Source organism: Alkalimonas sp. NCh-2, assembly GCF_039631345.1.
GTDB classification, from domain to species: Bacteria; Pseudomonadota; Gammaproteobacteria; order Enterobacterales; family Alteromonadaceae; genus Alkalimonas; species Alkalimonas mucilaginosa.
In genome coordinates this window covers 199,428-215,131 of record NZ_JBDIUV010000002.1, presented here as the reverse complement: position 1 = coordinate 215,131, position 15,704 = coordinate 199,428, and the positions used below count along the sequence as shown (strand labels likewise).

Genomic DNA, 15,704 nt, shown 5'->3' with positions numbered 1-15,704 from the left:
CCCCCTCCTTCCTCATTTTTTCTAGTTATTTTATTGTGCTCTGCACCCACTGTAACCGGTTACAGTGGGAATTAAAAATAGTTTTTATGCCAGGGCGTCAGCAGACCATAGCTTCGCTATAGTACGTTGCAGCAGTTGCTGACTTTGCCGAATACCAGCCACTTCATCCGGCTGCTCTCCTTCGTATTCAATGCCAATATACCCCTGATAGCCAGCTTGCTGAATACTCTGCATCAATCTTAAATAATCCATACTACTTTCGGTGCCATCTTCATTAAAAGCAAAAGTTTTAGCACTAATGCCTTTGGCAAAAGGGAGCAGCAATTCGGTACCCTGATACAAATCGCCCTTGAAATTACCAAAGTCGGGCAAACTACCGACATCACTACGTCCTACCCTGTTAAGAATAGCTGCCAGCCAGGCTGCATCCATCGAATGCCCCATGTGATTCTCGACAATGATCTGGATCGCATAATCTTTGGCAAAATCAGCCAAACGGTTTAGACCAGTCACGGCTGACTGCAGGGCGGCCCCTTTCTCTGTCCCTGAATCGCCAATACTGACCCGGATGGAATGACAACCCAGTGCATGAGCAGCTTCAACCCATGGATAATGATTCTCGATAGCCTGCTGCTGTGCCAATACATCGGTTGCCGCCAGATCACCTTCGCCATCGATCATAATCAATAGGCTTTTCACACCCACATCGTCAGCACGCATTTTTAACTGGTTTAGGAAGTGCTTATCAGCGGCTTTATCGGCAAAGAATTGGTTGACGTACTCCACAGCCTCCAGCCCAAACCAATCGCGGCTAGCTGCAGGGAAGTCCAAGGTGGTCAGTTTGCCCGCCCTTAAGGTACGATGCAACGACCATTGCGCCAGTGAAATAGCCGGAGCTTTTAATGCTGGCCGCACTGGGCTGCAACCGCCTCCACTTAACAATGTGGCGCTGGCCGTTAGGCAGGCGGCTAATTGTAAAAAATGTCGTCTATTCATAGCCCATCTCCAGCCTGGCGTCGCTTAGTCGAGCCGACGAATACGAATGTTGCGAAACTTCACCACATCATCATGGTCTTGCAACGCAATGTGCCCTTCCGACAGACGACCGAATAACTCGAGATCATGAAACTTACTGGCCGCAACCCGTTGGTTCCAGTCTGCAGAGCCCAGCGTATAACGAACCACTAAGACACCATTCAGCCAGTGCTCAACCTGTTGATTATGAATACGGATCCGGGTGGAGTTCCACTCACCGGCGGCTTTTGTCACACTTTGGCTTGGTGGATACAAATCGAAAACAGAAGCACTTTGCTGAATAGGATCCGGATGAGCAGGATAGTTGGCATCGTCCAGTAACTGATATTCTGGCCCGCTAAACCAGACTGGGCGAATATCGCTGTGTACCCGGTAGAAAATTCCACTGTTGCCACCATGAGCTATTTGCCATTCCAGCTCCAGCTCAAAATCACCAAAACTATCACGAGTCAGGATATCCCCGCCGCCAGCAGCAGTCAGCACCAAAGCACCATCGACGATTTTCCAGGGCTCTTGCAACGGACTGCCATCGGCTTGCATCCAGGCATCCATCGAGCGACCATCAAACAACCATTGCCAATTGCTATCCGAATCAGGCGACGCTTTAACACCAGAGTCGCAGCCCAGTAGCAAAAAGGCAAGGCTACACAACACCACACAACCAACATCTTTTAAACGCATTCCATCCCCCTGTTGTTTTTGTTGTTTAAATCACCACTGTAACCGGTTACATCAACCATAGAAGCTCTGCAACTAAATGTCAAGCTTGTTCTGCTATTCTGTGAAGCTAACATTCAACAAACTCTGGTACTGCCACGAATAACTAACTGATAAGGCAGCACCAGATGTGGCTGTGCCAATGGCTGTTGGTGCATCAATTGGTACAAAGCACGCATGGCCTGCCGGCCAATGGCTTCAGCAGGCTGATCAATGGTGGTTAAAGCAGGATCGGTATAGCCAGAAAATTCGATATTATCAAAACCAGCGACAGAAATATCCTTAGGGATGCGCAAGCCATGCGCTTTGAATGCGGCCATGGCACCTATCGCCATTTCATCATTCATCGAGAAAACTGCATCCGGCATCTGACTTAGTTGCAATAATTGCTGTGCTGCAGCAAAGCCAGAAGGCATGGAAAAATCTCCTGCTACAAGGTGCTCTGCTGCGAGTTCCAGACCCGATGCCAGCAGAGCATCCTGCATGCCTGCCAGGCGATCACGTACAATAGGACTTTCTGCCGGGCCGCTAATCACCGCAATGCTTTTGTGACCAGTTTCCAGCAGGTATTGCACCATGGCACGTGCAGCTCCCCTGTTGTCCAATTCCACCACCGGATAACTGGAGTCATTGCAAATACGCTCACATGCATTGACGAAAGGGACAGAGGCAGCCAAGGCTTTATCCTCTTCTGAAAATGGAAAGCGTCTGTCCAGTTGAATTAAACCATCGGCCTGACTGGTCAACCCCATCCGGGCGTACTCTTGTTCCCGTTCAACAGAACCCTGTGTATCCCCTAACAGGATCGCATAGCCTTTGGCTTGTGCTTCCTGTTCAATGCCTCGTATTACCCGTGAAAAAAAAGGGTTGGCAACATTAGGCACCAACACCACCACATTGTAAGAGCGACCAGAGCTGAAATTTTTTGCCAGCTGATTGGGACGATAGCCAGATTCTTTCACGGCCGCCATGACTTTTAGCCTGGTTTCCGGCGCCACCAGCTCAGGATCTTTTAAAGCTCTGGATACCGTAGCTGTCGACACACCAGCCAACTTGGAAACCATTCGAATGGTGCTCATAATATCTTGTTTTCCCTTCAATACTCAGCGATAAGCTTACACCAATTCAGCAAAAACCGGCAGTATTCGCTGCGCTTTTACCGCTTTACAGGAGCCCCAGGATCCGTCGGTTGCGCTTGCTATCGCTCGCTGAGCCGGCAAAGTCATCGAATGCACGCTCTGCCAGGCATATCAAGTGCTGACGAATAAAAGCAGCGCCTTCAGCCGCCCCTTGCTGCGGGTGCTTCAGGCAACACTCCCACTCAAGCACAGCCCAGCCCTGAAAGCCATACTGAGTTAATTTGCTAAAAATCGCAGTAAAATCAATTTGACCATCCCCAAGTGAGCGAAAACGGCCAGGTCTATCCCGCCAACTGGCAAAGCCGCCATAGACACCCGCTTTACCAGATGGTCGAAACTCCGCATCTTTCACATGAAAGGCTTTAATACGGGGATGATAAAAATCGATAAACTGCAAATAATCCAGTTGTTGCAACACAAAATGGCTCGGATCATACAAAATACAGGCCCGGGGATGTTGATTAACGGCCTGTAAAAAACGCTCAAAACTCAACCCATCGTGCAAATCTTCACCTGGATGTAACTCAAAGCACAGATCCACTCCCGCTTTATCAAACGCATCCAACACCGGTAACCAGCGTCTGGCCAGTTCAGCAAACCCCTGCTCAACCAAGCCTTCTGGCCTTTGTGGCCAAGGGTACACTGTATGCCAAAGCAAGGCTCCGGAAAAAGTCGCATGGGCCGTTAAGCCCAGCCGTTGCGATGCTTGTGCCGCCAATAGTAGCTGCTCTGTTGCCCACTGCTGCTTTTGCTCAACGTTATCCACCCCTGTTGGTGCAAAACCTTGAAACATATCATTGTAAGCTGGATGCACCGCCATCAATTGGCCTTGCAAATGCGTAGATAACTCGGTGATAGCCACCTGATACTGCCGGCACAATGCCAGCACTTCATCGCAATAAGCTTGGCTCCTTGCGGCCTGTTCAAGATCAAACAGTCGCTTATCCCAGGTTGGAATTTGCACACCAACGTAGCCTAAGTCAGAAGCCCAGCTCAGCATTTTCTCCAGATTAATACTGGCATCATCAGGTATAAATTGTGCAAGGAAAATCGCTGGTCCTTGAATTGCACTTTGCATAACAGTGGTCGACATGTAGGCTCCAAACTAAAAAATCGTTCTATCAGGCACTCTTTGCAGCAAGCAACGATGCTACAGATACCCAACTTGCATTCTGTTGGCTGCTGCTAACAGCAGCGCGAATAAATGCCATACCGCGCACAGCCGCTTCAATACCACAAACTGGCACTGATGAGGTTTCCTGCCGTATCAAAGCGGCAAAGTCACGGTACAGATTTGCAAAGGCTTCGATATAGCCCTCAGGATGCCCGGCAGGTGTACGACACGACTGTTGCACCGCAGGATCTAAATAACGGCAATCAGTCCCCGCGGTAAGTAACTGTTGTGGCTCACCACGCCGTTGCAGCCAAAGCTGATTTGGATGTTCCTGTTGCCAGTACAAAGATGCCAGCTCTCCATACACGCTAATCTGCAAGTTATTACCCAGTCCAGCGCAGGTCTGACTTGCAGTTAAGGTTGCTCTGGCCCCCTGGGTAAGGCGAAGCAAAGCCGCTCCGTCATCGTCCAAAGCTCTGCCCGGCACCTGACACAACAAATCGGCAGCGATCTCTTCTACCTGTAAACCTGTGATGTACTCTAGTAAGTGAAAAGCGTGCGAACCAATATCAGCAAAGCAACCACTTTCCCCGGATTGACTGGGATCAGTCCGCCAGGATGCCTGCACACTGGCATGGCTATCCGCCGCACTGGCCAGCCAACCTTGCGGGTAACTCACACTGACACGCCGAATGGCCCCCAGGATTCCTTGCTCAATCATCAAACGGGCCTGGCGCACCAGAGGGTATGCCGCATAGGTATGGGTTAAACCGTAATGCAGCCTGCTTTGCTGTACCAGCAACTGCAGTTGCAAAGCCTGCTCAAGACTGATGGTGGCAGGTTTATCACTAAGTACATGCAAGCCGGCTTCCAAAGCAGCTTTGGCAATAGGAAAGTGCAAATGATTAGGAGTGACAATACTCACAAATTCAATTCGTTCATCCACCGGCAAGGCAGCCTCAGCTTGCAGCATCTGCTGGTAACTGGCATAACAACGCTGAGCCGGCAAGCCAAGTGCTTTGCCCAACTCAAGAGACTTGTGATGATCGCGACTAAAGCAGCCTGCGACCAGCTCGACACGATTATCCAGACGCGCGGCCATGCGGTGAATACCAGCAATAAATGAGCCGGCAGCACCTCCTATCATCCCCATACGCACCTTACTTTTCATAATAAAACTCCTACTCGACACATCTGGCTTGCTGTTCACCAAAAAGAAACCGGTTACATCAAATCACATACCATTGCTCGGCTGTTGCCATCTTTTTACTGTGATCTGTCCTGAAAAAGTAGCGCAAACAAGAGCAACACCACAGCTGCAAATGCTGCCGGAAGCATCCAAATCTGGTACCACTGATACCCCGTTGCCACTGTATAACTATCCGTTACCCAACCTGCTAAACGAAAACCTATCAACATACCAACCCCGTAGGTGGCTAGGGTAATCAAGCCCTGTGCTGCCGCTTTGTGATGTGCCCCAGCTTTTTGCTCGGTGTAGATTTGTCCGGTGACAAAGAAAAAATCGTAGCAAATACCATGCAATAAAATGCCAACGAACAACATCCAGACCAATTCACCACTGTTACCGTAGGCAAATAATACGTAACGCAGTACCCAAGCCAAAATACCGATTAACAACGTCCATTTGATGCCAAAGCGTTTGAAGAAAAAGGGCAACAACAACATAAAAGCAATTTCTGACATCTGGCCCATCGACATCTTGGCAGCAGCTCCACTGATACCAATGTCATTTAAAAACAAGTTGGTATTTTGGTAGTAAAAAGCCAAGGGTATGCATATCAGCACAGACGTCATAAAAAAGATCAGATAACTACGATCACGCAGTAAGTTGAGCGCATCCAGCCCCAGCATCTGACGCAAGCCGGTGGCTTCTTCCCGCGCGGCTGGCGGCGTATGGGGTAAAAAGAAACTGAGTAAACCCAGCAAAACTGAAGCCGCAGCAGCCAGCATAAAAGTGTTCTGCAATTGTTGACTCGTTTCCCAACCGAAATAACCAATCAGCAAGCCTGCTACAATCCAGCCTAAAGTGCCAAACACCCGGATTTGAGCAAACTTTTCCGGCTGTTGCTGCAACTGCCTGAAAGAAATGGTGTTCACCAAAGCTAGCGTCGGCATGTAAAACAACATATAAAGCAAAATTAGAGGGTAAAAATTACTGAAGGTAGTACTGGTTACTACCAGAAATAACAACAAGCCCCCAAGTAAGTGCAAACAACCAAGAATTTTCTGCGCAGAAAAATAGCGATCGGCAATCAAACCAATGATAAATGGAGCCAGGATAGCGCCAATCGACTGGGTTTCATAAGCCATGCCCATTTGACCGCCAGTGGCAGTGAAACGCTGAGCTAAAAAAGTACCCAGCGTAACAAACCAGGCCCCCCAGATAAAAAACTCCAGAAACATCATGCTTGATAACTGAATTCTTGTTGTTGTTTTCATCGGCTGTCCTTTCAATCAAAAAAGTTGTCCAGAGCAATGCTTTGCATGAAGAAGTTGCATGCTTTCACGACACTGTAACCGGTTACACCAGACATTTCAAGCACTCAGTTTCCAATTTTTAACGGGCAAATTATGATGCAAATTGCTGTAAATCAGCCAAAGTGCCGGGCCTTGCCAGATAATAGCCCTGAAACTGGCAGCAGCCCATTTGTAGCAGCTCCTTGTTCTGGGCAGCGCTTTCCACACCTTCTGCGATAACGTCCAAATGCAGACTGTCCCTAGGGCTAGTATGGTACGAATGATGGCCTTGCCGAGGCGCATAGTAGAAATTCTGGTAATGATATAGGCTAAAGCTTATGCCATGCCTCTGAAAATGCATACATGGCCCGCTTTTACTTCATGCCGTCATAGCAGCCGAAATCCAACCTTATTTGCTTTCCCTTTCACCGCCATCTAGGCTTGATAAAGACAAAAAAAGATACAGAGGAAAGATAATGACATTACGGGTACTTGGCCTGAGCGGCAGCTTGCGGGCAAAATCCACCAACCGCGGGCTGTTGCGTTATGCCCAGGCCCATGCACCGGCGGGCATGAAAATCCATATTGCCGACTTGCTGGAAGTGCCACTGTACAATGCCGATTTGGCAGAAAAGCCACCCGCGGTTGTGCATTTATTGCAGGAATTTGCCGAAGCCGATGCACTCTTGCTGGCCTGCACCGAATACAATTATTCCTTGGCCCCGGCACTAAAAAATGCACTGGACTGGGCCTCACGCGAGCCGGATAACACTCTGCTGCGTGGCAAAGCGGCCGCTTTGGTCGGTGCCGGTGGTGGCATGGGTACAGCCCGGGCGCAGTACCATCTGCGTCAGGTGTGTGTCTATCTGGATCTGCAGGTGATGACCAAACCAGAATTTTTCGCCAGCGCCTTTAACAATCATTTTGATACCGATGGTAATTTGCAGGATGAAAAGTTGCAGGAAAAGCTGCTGCAAAGCCTGCAGGCATTGAAAGACTGGCATCAGCAGTTGCATGGGGTGAAATAAGTTCTGACATCTTTCGCTAGTACCAAAAGATACCCATAAAAAAGCGAAGGGGATCCCTTCGCTTTTTCTGATACTACGGCGTCTTTAACTACCGTAACGGTACATCACCCGGCCACGATCCAGTTCAATCACCTGGCCATTGACCACCGCATAAGGGATCTCCCCCTCGTCATTGCGCAGTAAAAAGGTGGCACTTTGCTGGCGCACCAAAGACTCCATTGGCAAACGACGGGCAGGGTTAAACAGCACGGGTAAACGGCTATTATTGCGCAGCAGCTCTTGATCACCGATAAAGTGGGTATAGCCTGCCCGCAGCAGCTCAATATAGGCATCCTGCTCCAGCGTCATGGGCTGAGTCAAGCGATAACCACGCCCGGCTTTAAAGTGCAGGCCTTCGGCATCAAAGCTATGATAAGCACCAAAGATAGATAAGTCACCAATATCGTCAATACGGGCACGACGGCTGGCTTCCCAATCCAGATCAAACGCCAGATCCAGCAATGCAGGCTGCTCATTCAGCGTAAAAGTCACATTGTGAATGAGTACATCTTTCATGCCACGCTGATTAAAGGGGATCGCATCATGATCAGCGACATCCGCAGTGCGGTAACTGCCACTGGCAATACCGTTTAACCACTTCACATACATCAGAAAGTTCAACCGGCGAGCAACCTGGCGGTTATCATCGTTGCGATGACCACCCGCTTCCACCAACACCGTACTAATACCAAACGAGGAAAAGGTATCGCCAAAAGATCGCACCGAGAAAGTATCGTCGTACCGACCCAGGTGATTTGGAATTTCCTGGTCAATCAGTGGCTTGACATAAGCAATCAACTGCATCGCGCGTTTACGGCTTTCATTGATGTCCCGTGCTTCATTGTAGGCAGGTGCCAGCAAGGAAATGGTGGCCGGGTTTTTCGCATCGCCCGCCGCATGAAAACGATTCTGATCATGCAAATTAAAACCATAATGCGGCTCGATACGTTTGGCCGCTTCCATCAGAATACGGCCTTCCGGGCTTTGCAGCACCAGTGCATCCCGGTTGATATCAATGCCCTGGGCATTCACCCGGGTATTTGCCTCGGCACCATCCGGATTGACCATCGGGATAATGTAAAGTGTAATGTGCTCCATCCAGCTTTCACGCCACATGCTCTGAGCATCATCGGCTATAAACTTCAGCAAATCAAAAATTGCTGCTGTTGCGGTAGGCTCATCACCATGCATCTGCGTCCAGGCCAGTACTTTGGTATCACCCCGCCCCATTTTTATCTGATAAATGGGGGTACCCAACAGCGAATGGCCTAACTCGGTAAATTCGAACAAAGGGTTTTGCCGGTGTTGCTCCAGCAAAGGCGCAATATCCCCGAAACGGATCACCGGCTTATCCAGCCCTTCTTGCTTAAAGGCGTCAAACTCATCAACCGTCATGGCGCTGACTCCTGTTATCAGTCCCAGACTTAGCCCCAGGGCAACCAACCACTTCATAGCAACTCCTTTCTTATTGTCAGGCCAGGCCTTGCACGAAATGCGCAAATGACTTCAGCATAGTACATCACCATTATCGAAGAACCGCTGTCACCTGTCGCCTTAACCTGCGTTTTGTCGAATATCTATCCATTCCAGTGTATTCATTATTTATTCCAACCTCAACACTAGATAGGAATATTTTAGTTTTAATGACAAGCCAAACAAAACTTAATCTGTATCAAAGTTTTGTCTTACAACCGCAGAGAACACATGGAAAGCTTGATCTGGAACAGGTTTTTAAATACGAACTTAAGCACAATAGCCACCAGAATCTATCCCAAATGGAGTACGCCATGCACAACAACAAACTGACTTCAGCGCTTAAAGTATCTGCCATCGCAGCCACCCTGTTCTCACCACTGGCTCTGGCCAATTTTAGCGTCAATGTTGGTGCCATCCATGTGAACCCGAATGATAGCAGCAGCTACCTGAATGCGGTGGAGAGTGCAGCGGGTTTGCCTGCGAACTCAGCCAAGGTGAGTGTAGACAGCAATACGCAGTTGGGCCTGACCTTTGATTACGCGTTGGATGATAACTGGAGCCTGCAATTGATTGCAGCGACCCCCTTTTCTCATAACATCAAAGTAAAAGGCTCAGCCGTCGATGGCCTGCCGGTGGGCAAAACCAAGCATCTGCCACCGACGTTTCTTGCGCAGTACAACTTTGGTAGCGCCAATGCGGACTTCCGTCCTTTTGTTGGTGCCGGCCTGAATTACACGCTGTTTTTCTCAGAAAAAGTCGCGCCAGAGCTAAAAGATACGCTGGTTGCTGTAGGTGCTGCGCAGGCAGGGGATGATGTATCTTTATCACTGAAAAATTCAGTCGGTATTGCCTTGCAAGCGGGTTTTAACTACAAGCTGAGCGCCAACTGGGGCTTGCACGCCATGATCGCATGGGCCGACATTGATACCGATGCCAAAGTGAAAGTCAACGGTCAGACTGTACAACCAGTCGATGTCAGCATAGATCCAACCATCGTCATGGTTGGCTTGCGGTATAGTTTCCGTTAAACACCGCATCACCTATTTGCACTTCAAGGAGCAGCCGGGCTGCTCCTTTTTTATTTTTACCGGAGCATGACAAGGCTCCACTCCTGCTCTACAGTAGTCCTGGCATTGCTGAACAGACAAATATTGATTTATTCCATATTTGCAGGCTTAATAAGAATAATTTAGTAAAAAGAACAAGCATTCTGGGGAGCTCATTTTGTCAGACTGGTTAACCATCCTGCCGGCCCTGGTGGCCATTGCGGTTGTGCTGTGGCGCAAAGAAGTGATTCTGGCCTTACTGGTCTCTTTGTGCAGCGCTGAGCTGTTGTTGTTGCTGCAAGCTGGTCAATTTGGTGTCAGCTCTGCCCTGCTGGATGGGCCGGTGCAAACTCTGGAACGAATTGTCGGCGTCACGTCATCGACCGACAACGCCCGTCTGTTGATGTTCTCCCTGATGGTGGGCGCTGTACTGGCTTATATGCGCTACTCCGGTGGGGTCTCGGCCATGGTCGAGCTCTTTGTAAAAAAAGGCATTGCCCGCAATCAACGCCAGACCGGCTTGCTGACGTTTTTTATCGGCATTATGGTGTTTATTGAATCCAACTTAAGCTCGCTCACCGCCGGTATTACCGCCCGCGGTCTGTTCGATAAATTTAAAATGAGCCGGGCACGGCTGGCTTACATTATCGACAGCACCAGTGCACCCATTTGTATTCTGATCCTGCTCAATGGCTGGGGCGCGTACATTCTTGGCCTGGTTTCCATGTACGAGTTGGAAAAAAGCACCATAGCGGTACTGATTGGCACCATACCACTGAATTTTTACGCCATCATCACACTCTGTGTGGTGCTGTACACCATTATCAGCGGCAAAATCTATGGTCCGATGCGCCAGTCGGAAAAAGATTTAAATACGTTGGATAAACACACCGAGCTGGAAATTGCGCCCAGTCATCCATCCTTTATGCTGGTGCCCTTACTGACCCTGGTATTTGGTATGGTGGGTTTTATGCTGTGGACCGGCAATGGCAACCTGGTGGATGGTTCTGGCTCGAAATCGGTGCTGTACGCCACCACCCTGGCTTGTCTGATTGCCTACAGCATGATGCTGATTAGCCGTCGTTTTAGCCACAAAGAGCTGGTGGGCATTGGTTTTAAAGGCATGAACGAATTACTGCCGCTGGTTACCATTGTGCTGCTGTCACTGGCACTTGGCGCCAGCATGCGCCAATTGGGTACCGGTGATTTTATTGCCTCCATTGTCAGCGATGCGCTGCCGCTGTTTCTGATCCCGGCGTTGTTGTTTTTAGCCGGTGCCATGATTTCTTTTACCACCGGCACTTCCTGGGGCACCTTTGCCATTTTAATTCCGATTGGCATGCCGATGGTAATGGTACTGGGCCTGCCGCCCGAGCTGGTGCTGGCCGCTATTTTAAGTGGCGGGGTTTTTGGCGACCACTGCTCGCCCATCTCAGATACCACCGCCGTCAGTTCCGTAGCGGCTGGTTGTGATCTGTTGGAGCATGTGAAGACCCAACTGCCCTATGCGCTGTTCTGCGGCATTCTGGCCTTTTTTGCCTTTATGACGGCAGGATGGATCATGATTTGATGGGAAGGAAACAGGGCATCGGTTGCTGCCCTGTCACTGAAGAAGTTTGTAAAAAGAACCAGGGCTAACGCAGCACCAGCAAGGAGCACTTGGCTTTGCTAATCATCGCCGTGGTGGTACTGCCCAAAAAGAACTGCCGGATGCGGCTATGGCCATAAGCGCCCATCACCAGCAAACCGATATCGTGATCCTGCTGGTACTGGTTCAGTACCACATCCGGCTCACCGGCCACAATCGCAACGGTCACTTCAAAGCCCTCGCTACGCAGCTTAGCCGCCGCCTGTTCCAGCTGCACCCTGGCCGCTTCCACATCGGCACCCGCCATCACCAGATGGCAAGGCAAGCCTTTGCATAAAGGACTTTCCGCCAGCATGTTCAGACTTTTCGTTGCGGTTTCACTGCCATCAAAAGCCATCAGCAAGCTTTTCGGCTCTACAAACTGCTGCTGCGTTAACAGCACCGGCTTATGAATGCTGCGAATTAAACCTTCAACATGCATCCCAAGCTGACCATGGGCATCGGCACTGCTAAAACCGCGTTTGCCCAATACCAGCAAACGGATGTCAGCTTCCAGCTCCAGCAGGCTGGTAACAAACTGACCATGGCGCAAGCGCTCATCCACTTCAGAGACACCAGCCGCTTCAGCTCGCGCCTTGGCGGCATCCAGTATTAACCGGCCGCGCTCCAGCGCCAGCTTGGCGTGCTTTTCATCCAGCTCGGCCAGTTGCTCCAGCAGGATCTCCTGCGAGCCAAGGCCAATGGTACCGCTTAAATCCGGCGTATTGGTGTGCTGGGCTCTGTCCAGAATATGCAGCATCGTCAAAGGCGCACTCAGACGATTGGCGGCCCACACACTGTAATCACAAACCGCCTCGGCGTAGGGCGAGGCATCAATGCAGGCCATTACTTTTTTAATCATGGTTATTCTCCTAATGTCCCATCAGTTTTTCGACCGCATCCGGGCGGTTGTGTACAGCAAATTTATCCACCAAAGTCGCGCTGGCTTCGTTCAAGCCAACCAACTCCACCTCAGTGCCTTCACGACGGAACTTGAGTACCACCTTATCCAGCGAACTGATGGCGGTAATATCCCAAAAGTGTGCCCGGCTTAGATCGATGCGGACTTTTTCAACCGCCTCTTTAAAATCAAAGCCTGCAATAAACTGCTCGGCCGAGCTGAAAAATACCTGGCCAACCACCTGATAACTGCGCTCCTGACCATCGCTCGACAAGCTGGAACCAATGTACAGGATCCGGCCCACTTTGTTGGCAAAAAACAGTGCACTTAACAGCACCCCCACCAGTACACCATAAGCCAGGTTATCGGTAAAGACCACCACCACCACGGTCGCAATCATCACCACACTGGAGCTTTTCGGATTGGTTCTGAGATCCCGCAATGAGCTCCAGTTAAAGGTACCAATCGACACCATAATCATCACAGCCACCACTGCCGCCATTGGGATCAACCCCACCCATTGATCCAAAAACACCACCAAGATCAGCAAAAAAATACCCGCCAGCAAAGTAGACAAGCGAGTGCGGCCACCCGATTTGACGTTAATCACCGACTGACCAATCATGGCACAACCGGCCATACCACCAATCAGACCTGAGCCGATATTGGCCACACCCTGGCCGAAGCACTCACGGTTTTTATTGCTGCTGGTATCGGTCAAATCATCGACTATAGTGGCTGTCATTAAAGATTCCAGGATACCAACCACAGCCAGCGACAGTGAGTATGGAAAGATAATGGCTAAGGTTTCAAAATTGAGGGGCACATTCGGCCACAGGAACACCGGCAAGCTGCTTGGTAGTTCGCCCATATCACCCACCGTACGGATATCCATACCAAAATACAGTGCCAGCGGAGTCAGCACCACTAAACAGACCAACGGTGATGGAATTGCTTTAGTGACATAAGGAAACAGGTATATGATGCCAAGGCCAAGCGCCGTCATGCCAAACACCAGTAAAGAACCATGTGGCCCGGTCAGCTCCTCTAACTGCACTAAAAAAATCAGAATGGCCAGCGCATTGACAAAACCGACGACCACAGAGCGCGAGACAAAGCGCATCAGTTGATCCAGTTTTAGCAGGCCAAAGACAATTTGCAGCAAGCCACACAGCAAAGTAGCCGCCAGCAAATACTCCAGGCCATGCTCTCGCACCAACATAACCATCAGCAGCGCCATAGCACCGGTAGCCGCCGAAATCATGCCTGGCCGGCCTCCCAAAAAGGCAGTGATCACGGCAATGCAAAAAGAAGCGTACAGGCCGACCTTGGGGTCAACTCCGGCAATAATGGAAAAAGCGATGGCTTCAGGAATAAGCGCCAAAGCGACCACGGTGGCGGCTACTACATCGCCACGTAGATTGGAAAACCAGTTTTGTTTAATAGAAGCAAGCAACTTGTTCATCCCGCGTCGTTCGGTTGAAAGTAAAGATAGCTGGCACAGGCATACAACTGATGACAGCGCGTACCTTTGACAGCAATTTCATTGGATCGTACGTAGGAAAAACCCTTACATTGGCCCGCGCCCTCACAAACTGGTGTCAGAAAAAGGCGCGTAGTGTAGTGGAAAGCCGGCTTAAAAACCAGAAATGCCACCCAAACAGAGGTATTTGATGTCCAGATAATCATCCAGCCCATACTTCGAACCTTCCCGACCGTAGCCGGATTGCTTAACCCCGCCAAAGGGGGCCGCTGCATTGGAAATCATGCCTTCATTGACCCCCACCATGCCAAACTGCAGCCCTTCGGCAACCCGAAAAATCCGGCCAATATCCCGGCTGTAAAAATAGGCGGCCAGGCCATAATCAGTAGCATTGGCCCTGGCCAGCACCTCGTCTTCAGTATCAAAGCTCTGCAATGCCAGCACCGGACCAAAGATTTCTTGCTGTGCTACCGCCATGCGGTCATCCACCTTACTGAGCACCGTCGGCAGATAAAACAGACTGTCCGGGCTTTGCCGCTGGCCACCACATATCAAGTTGGCCCCAGCAGCTACGGCATCTTGCACCAGCGCTTCGACCTTGCGACAGGCCGCGTCATCAATTAAGGGACCAAGGTCCACCTTGCTATCACAACCATTGCCGAGCCGCAAACTGGTTACCGCTTGTTGCACCTTCTGACTAAAAGCCTTCGCAACCGAGGCCTGCACATAAACCCGGTTGGTGCAAACACAGGTTTGGCCGGCATTACGAAACTTCGATGCCATCAACCCCTGTACGGCGGCATCCAGATCCGCATCCTCAAACACGATAAAAGGCGCATTGCCGCCGAGCTCCATCGACACCCGTTTTACGCCCTGAGCGCACTGTGCCAACAGGGTTTTACCAACAGCAGTCGAGCCGGTAAAACTAAACTTCGCCACCCGCGGATCCTGAGTGAGCACCTCACCGATACCTTGGGCATCGCTGCTGGCCAGCACATTAAAAACCCCGGCCGGGATCCCCGCCTGCAGCGCCAGCTCTGCCAGCGCCAGCGCAGAGAGCGGTGTCTGTTGTGCCGGTTTTACCACAAAGGTACAGCCTGCAGCCAAAGCTGCCGCCGCTTTACGCACAATCATCGCATTGGGGAAATTCCAGGGAGTAATGGCCGTGACCACCCCAACCGGCTGTTTCAGCACCAGAATGCGCTTATCAGCTGAGGTAGCCGGTATAGTATCGCCATACACCCGTTTCGCTTCCTCGGCAAACCACTGCACATAAGAAGCACCATAGACAATTTCACCTTTGGCTTCGGCCAGCGGCTTGCCTTGCTCCAGTGTTAGCAACAGCGCCAGCTCATCCTGATGCGCCAATAATAGTTGATGCCAACGCAGCAACAAGGCCGAGCGCTCGGCTGCAGACAATGAAGACCAGCTAACGAAGGCCTCAGCTGCAGCGCTAACCGCTTGCTGTGCTTGGGCTGGCGTGGCATCCGCCACCTCTGCCAGTCGCTCACCGGTGGCAGGGTTGGTGACGGCAAAACGTTGTGTGGCACCATACCAGTTGCCTTGCCAAAAATTCTCGGTTCTCAAAAGCTGGCTATCGCTTATCATAACGGACTCTCCT

General features: G+C 50.5%; 14 protein-coding genes. 3 read left to right on the top strand and 11 right to left on the bottom strand.

Translation table 11 applies throughout. The features are described from left to right. Positions 1-84 precede the first annotated feature (84 nt). From ABC502_RS06235 to ABC502_RS06205, 7 genes are all read right to left on the bottom strand, one after another. Positions 85-996: a TIM barrel protein gene (locus tag ABC502_RS06235; RefSeq protein ID WP_345915253.1), complete on the bottom strand. Its 912-nt coding sequence runs from the start codon at positions 994-996 to the stop codon at positions 85-87. 24 nt (positions 997-1,020) lie between these two features. Further along, positions 1,021-1,716, bottom strand: a complete 696-nt coding sequence (locus ABC502_RS06230) for a DUF1080 domain-containing protein (protein WP_345915252.1) — start codon at positions 1,714-1,716, stop codon at positions 1,021-1,023. A 113-nt stretch (positions 1,717-1,829) separates the two neighbouring features. Next, a complete protein-coding gene (locus ABC502_RS06225; RefSeq protein ID WP_345915251.1) occupies positions 1,830-2,831 on the bottom strand; it encodes a LacI family DNA-binding transcriptional regulator in 1,002 nt (333 codons plus the stop codon). An 85-nt stretch (positions 2,832-2,916) separates the two neighbouring features. Continuing rightward, positions 2,917-3,984: a sugar phosphate isomerase/epimerase gene (locus ABC502_RS06220; RefSeq protein ID WP_345915250.1), complete on the bottom strand. Its 1,068-nt coding sequence runs from the start codon at positions 3,982-3,984 to the stop codon at positions 2,917-2,919. 28 nt (positions 3,985-4,012) lie between these two features. After that, on the bottom strand, positions 4,013-5,176 hold the full coding sequence (locus ABC502_RS06215; protein WP_345915249.1) for a Gfo/Idh/MocA family oxidoreductase: 1,164 nt from the start codon (positions 5,174-5,176) through the stop codon (positions 4,013-4,015). A gap of 95 nt (positions 5,177-5,271) precedes the next feature. Beyond that, the gene (locus ABC502_RS06210; RefSeq protein ID WP_345915248.1) at positions 5,272-6,465 is read right to left on the bottom strand and encodes an MFS transporter; all 1,194 of its coding nucleotides are present in this window, start codon (positions 6,463-6,465) and stop codon (positions 5,272-5,274) included. Positions 6,466-6,595: 130 nt separating this feature from the next. Continuing rightward, a complete protein-coding gene (locus ABC502_RS06205) occupies positions 6,596-6,844 on the bottom strand; it encodes an EAL domain-containing protein (protein ID WP_345915247.1) in 249 nt (82 codons plus the stop codon). Between the two features lie 115 nt (positions 6,845-6,959). Here ABC502_RS06205 and ABC502_RS06200 point away from each other — a divergent pair, with 115 nt between their 5' ends. After that, positions 6,960-7,511: an NADPH-dependent FMN reductase gene (locus ABC502_RS06200; protein ID WP_330086183.1), complete on the top strand. Its 552-nt coding sequence runs from the start codon at positions 6,960-6,962 to the stop codon at positions 7,509-7,511. Between the two features lie 84 nt (positions 7,512-7,595). Here ABC502_RS06200 and ABC502_RS06195 read toward each other — a convergent pair whose 3' ends face one another. Further along, positions 7,596-9,002 carry a M14 family zinc carboxypeptidase gene (locus tag ABC502_RS06195; protein WP_330086182.1) on the bottom strand — a complete coding sequence of 469 codons (1,407 nt, stop codon included), beginning with the start codon at positions 9,000-9,002 and terminating at the stop codon, positions 7,596-7,598. A 335-nt stretch (positions 9,003-9,337) separates the two neighbouring features. Here ABC502_RS06195 and ABC502_RS06190 point away from each other — a divergent pair, with 335 nt between their 5' ends. Continuing rightward, positions 9,338-10,054 carry an OmpW family outer membrane protein gene (locus ABC502_RS06190; RefSeq protein ID WP_330086181.1) on the top strand — a complete coding sequence of 239 codons (717 nt, stop codon included), beginning with the start codon at positions 9,338-9,340 and terminating at the stop codon, positions 10,052-10,054. A 196-nt stretch (positions 10,055-10,250) separates the two neighbouring features. After that, the gene (locus ABC502_RS06185; protein ID WP_345915246.1) at positions 10,251-11,642 is read left to right on the top strand and encodes a Na+/H+ antiporter NhaC family protein; all 1,392 of its coding nucleotides are present in this window, start codon (positions 10,251-10,253) and stop codon (positions 11,640-11,642) included. A gap of 64 nt (positions 11,643-11,706) precedes the next feature. Here the strand turns inward: ABC502_RS06185 and ABC502_RS06180 are convergent, their stop codons facing one another. The 3 genes from ABC502_RS06180 to ABC502_RS06170 all read right to left on the bottom strand — a co-directional run bounded on the left by ABC502_RS06180 (position 11,707) and on the right by ABC502_RS06170 (position 15,691). Then, positions 11,707-12,561 carry a universal stress protein gene (locus tag ABC502_RS06180; RefSeq protein ID WP_330086179.1) on the bottom strand — a complete coding sequence of 285 codons (855 nt, stop codon included), beginning with the start codon at positions 12,559-12,561 and terminating at the stop codon, positions 11,707-11,709. A gap of 10 nt (positions 12,562-12,571) precedes the next feature. Beyond that, positions 12,572-14,056 carry a SulP family inorganic anion transporter gene (locus ABC502_RS06175; protein WP_330086178.1) on the bottom strand — a complete coding sequence of 495 codons (1,485 nt, stop codon included), beginning with the start codon at positions 14,054-14,056 and terminating at the stop codon, positions 12,572-12,574. Between the two features lie 180 nt (positions 14,057-14,236). After that, the gene (locus ABC502_RS06170) at positions 14,237-15,691 is read right to left on the bottom strand and encodes an NAD-dependent succinate-semialdehyde dehydrogenase (RefSeq protein ID WP_345915245.1); all 1,455 of its coding nucleotides are present in this window, start codon (positions 15,689-15,691) and stop codon (positions 14,237-14,239) included. Positions 15,692-15,704: the final 13 nt, after the last annotated feature.

Excerpts from the sequence above, each read along its gene's own strand:
- ABC502_RS06205 (WP_345915247.1), bottom strand. The coding sequence starts at position 6,844 with ATGCATTTTCAGAGGCATGGCATAAGCTTTAGCCTATATCATTACCAG.
- ABC502_RS06170 (WP_345915245.1), bottom strand. The coding sequence starts at position 15,691 with ATGATAAGCGATAGCCAGCTTTTGAGAACCGAGAATTTTTGGCAAGGC.
- ABC502_RS06195 (WP_330086182.1), bottom strand. The coding sequence starts at position 9,002 with ATGAAGTGGTTGGTTGCCCTGGGGCTAAGTCTGGGACTGATAACAGGA.
- ABC502_RS06200 (WP_330086183.1), top strand. The coding sequence starts at position 6,960 with ATGACATTACGGGTACTTGGCCTGAGCGGCAGCTTGCGGGCAAAATCC.
- ABC502_RS06230 (WP_345915252.1), bottom strand. The coding sequence starts at position 1,716 with ATGCGTTTAAAAGATGTTGGTTGTGTGGTGTTGTGTAGCCTTGCCTTT.
- ABC502_RS06190 (WP_330086181.1), top strand. The coding sequence starts at position 9,338 with ATGCACAACAACAAACTGACTTCAGCGCTTAAAGTATCTGCCATCGCA.
- ABC502_RS06225 (WP_345915251.1), bottom strand. The coding sequence starts at position 2,831 with ATGAGCACCATTCGAATGGTTTCCAAGTTGGCTGGTGTGTCGACAGCT.
- ABC502_RS06215 (WP_345915249.1), bottom strand. The coding sequence starts at position 5,176 with ATGAAAAGTAAGGTGCGTATGGGGATGATAGGAGGTGCTGCCGGCTCA.
- ABC502_RS06180 (WP_330086179.1), bottom strand. The coding sequence starts at position 12,561 with ATGATTAAAAAAGTAATGGCCTGCATTGATGCCTCGCCCTACGCCGAG.
- ABC502_RS06235 (WP_345915253.1), bottom strand. The coding sequence starts at position 996 with ATGAATAGACGACATTTTTTACAATTAGCCGCCTGCCTAACGGCCAGC.
- ABC502_RS06220 (WP_345915250.1), bottom strand. The coding sequence starts at position 3,984 with ATGTCGACCACTGTTATGCAAAGTGCAATTCAAGGACCAGCGATTTTC.
- ABC502_RS06210 (WP_345915248.1), bottom strand. The coding sequence starts at position 6,465 with ATGAAAACAACAACAAGAATTCAGTTATCAAGCATGATGTTTCTGGAG.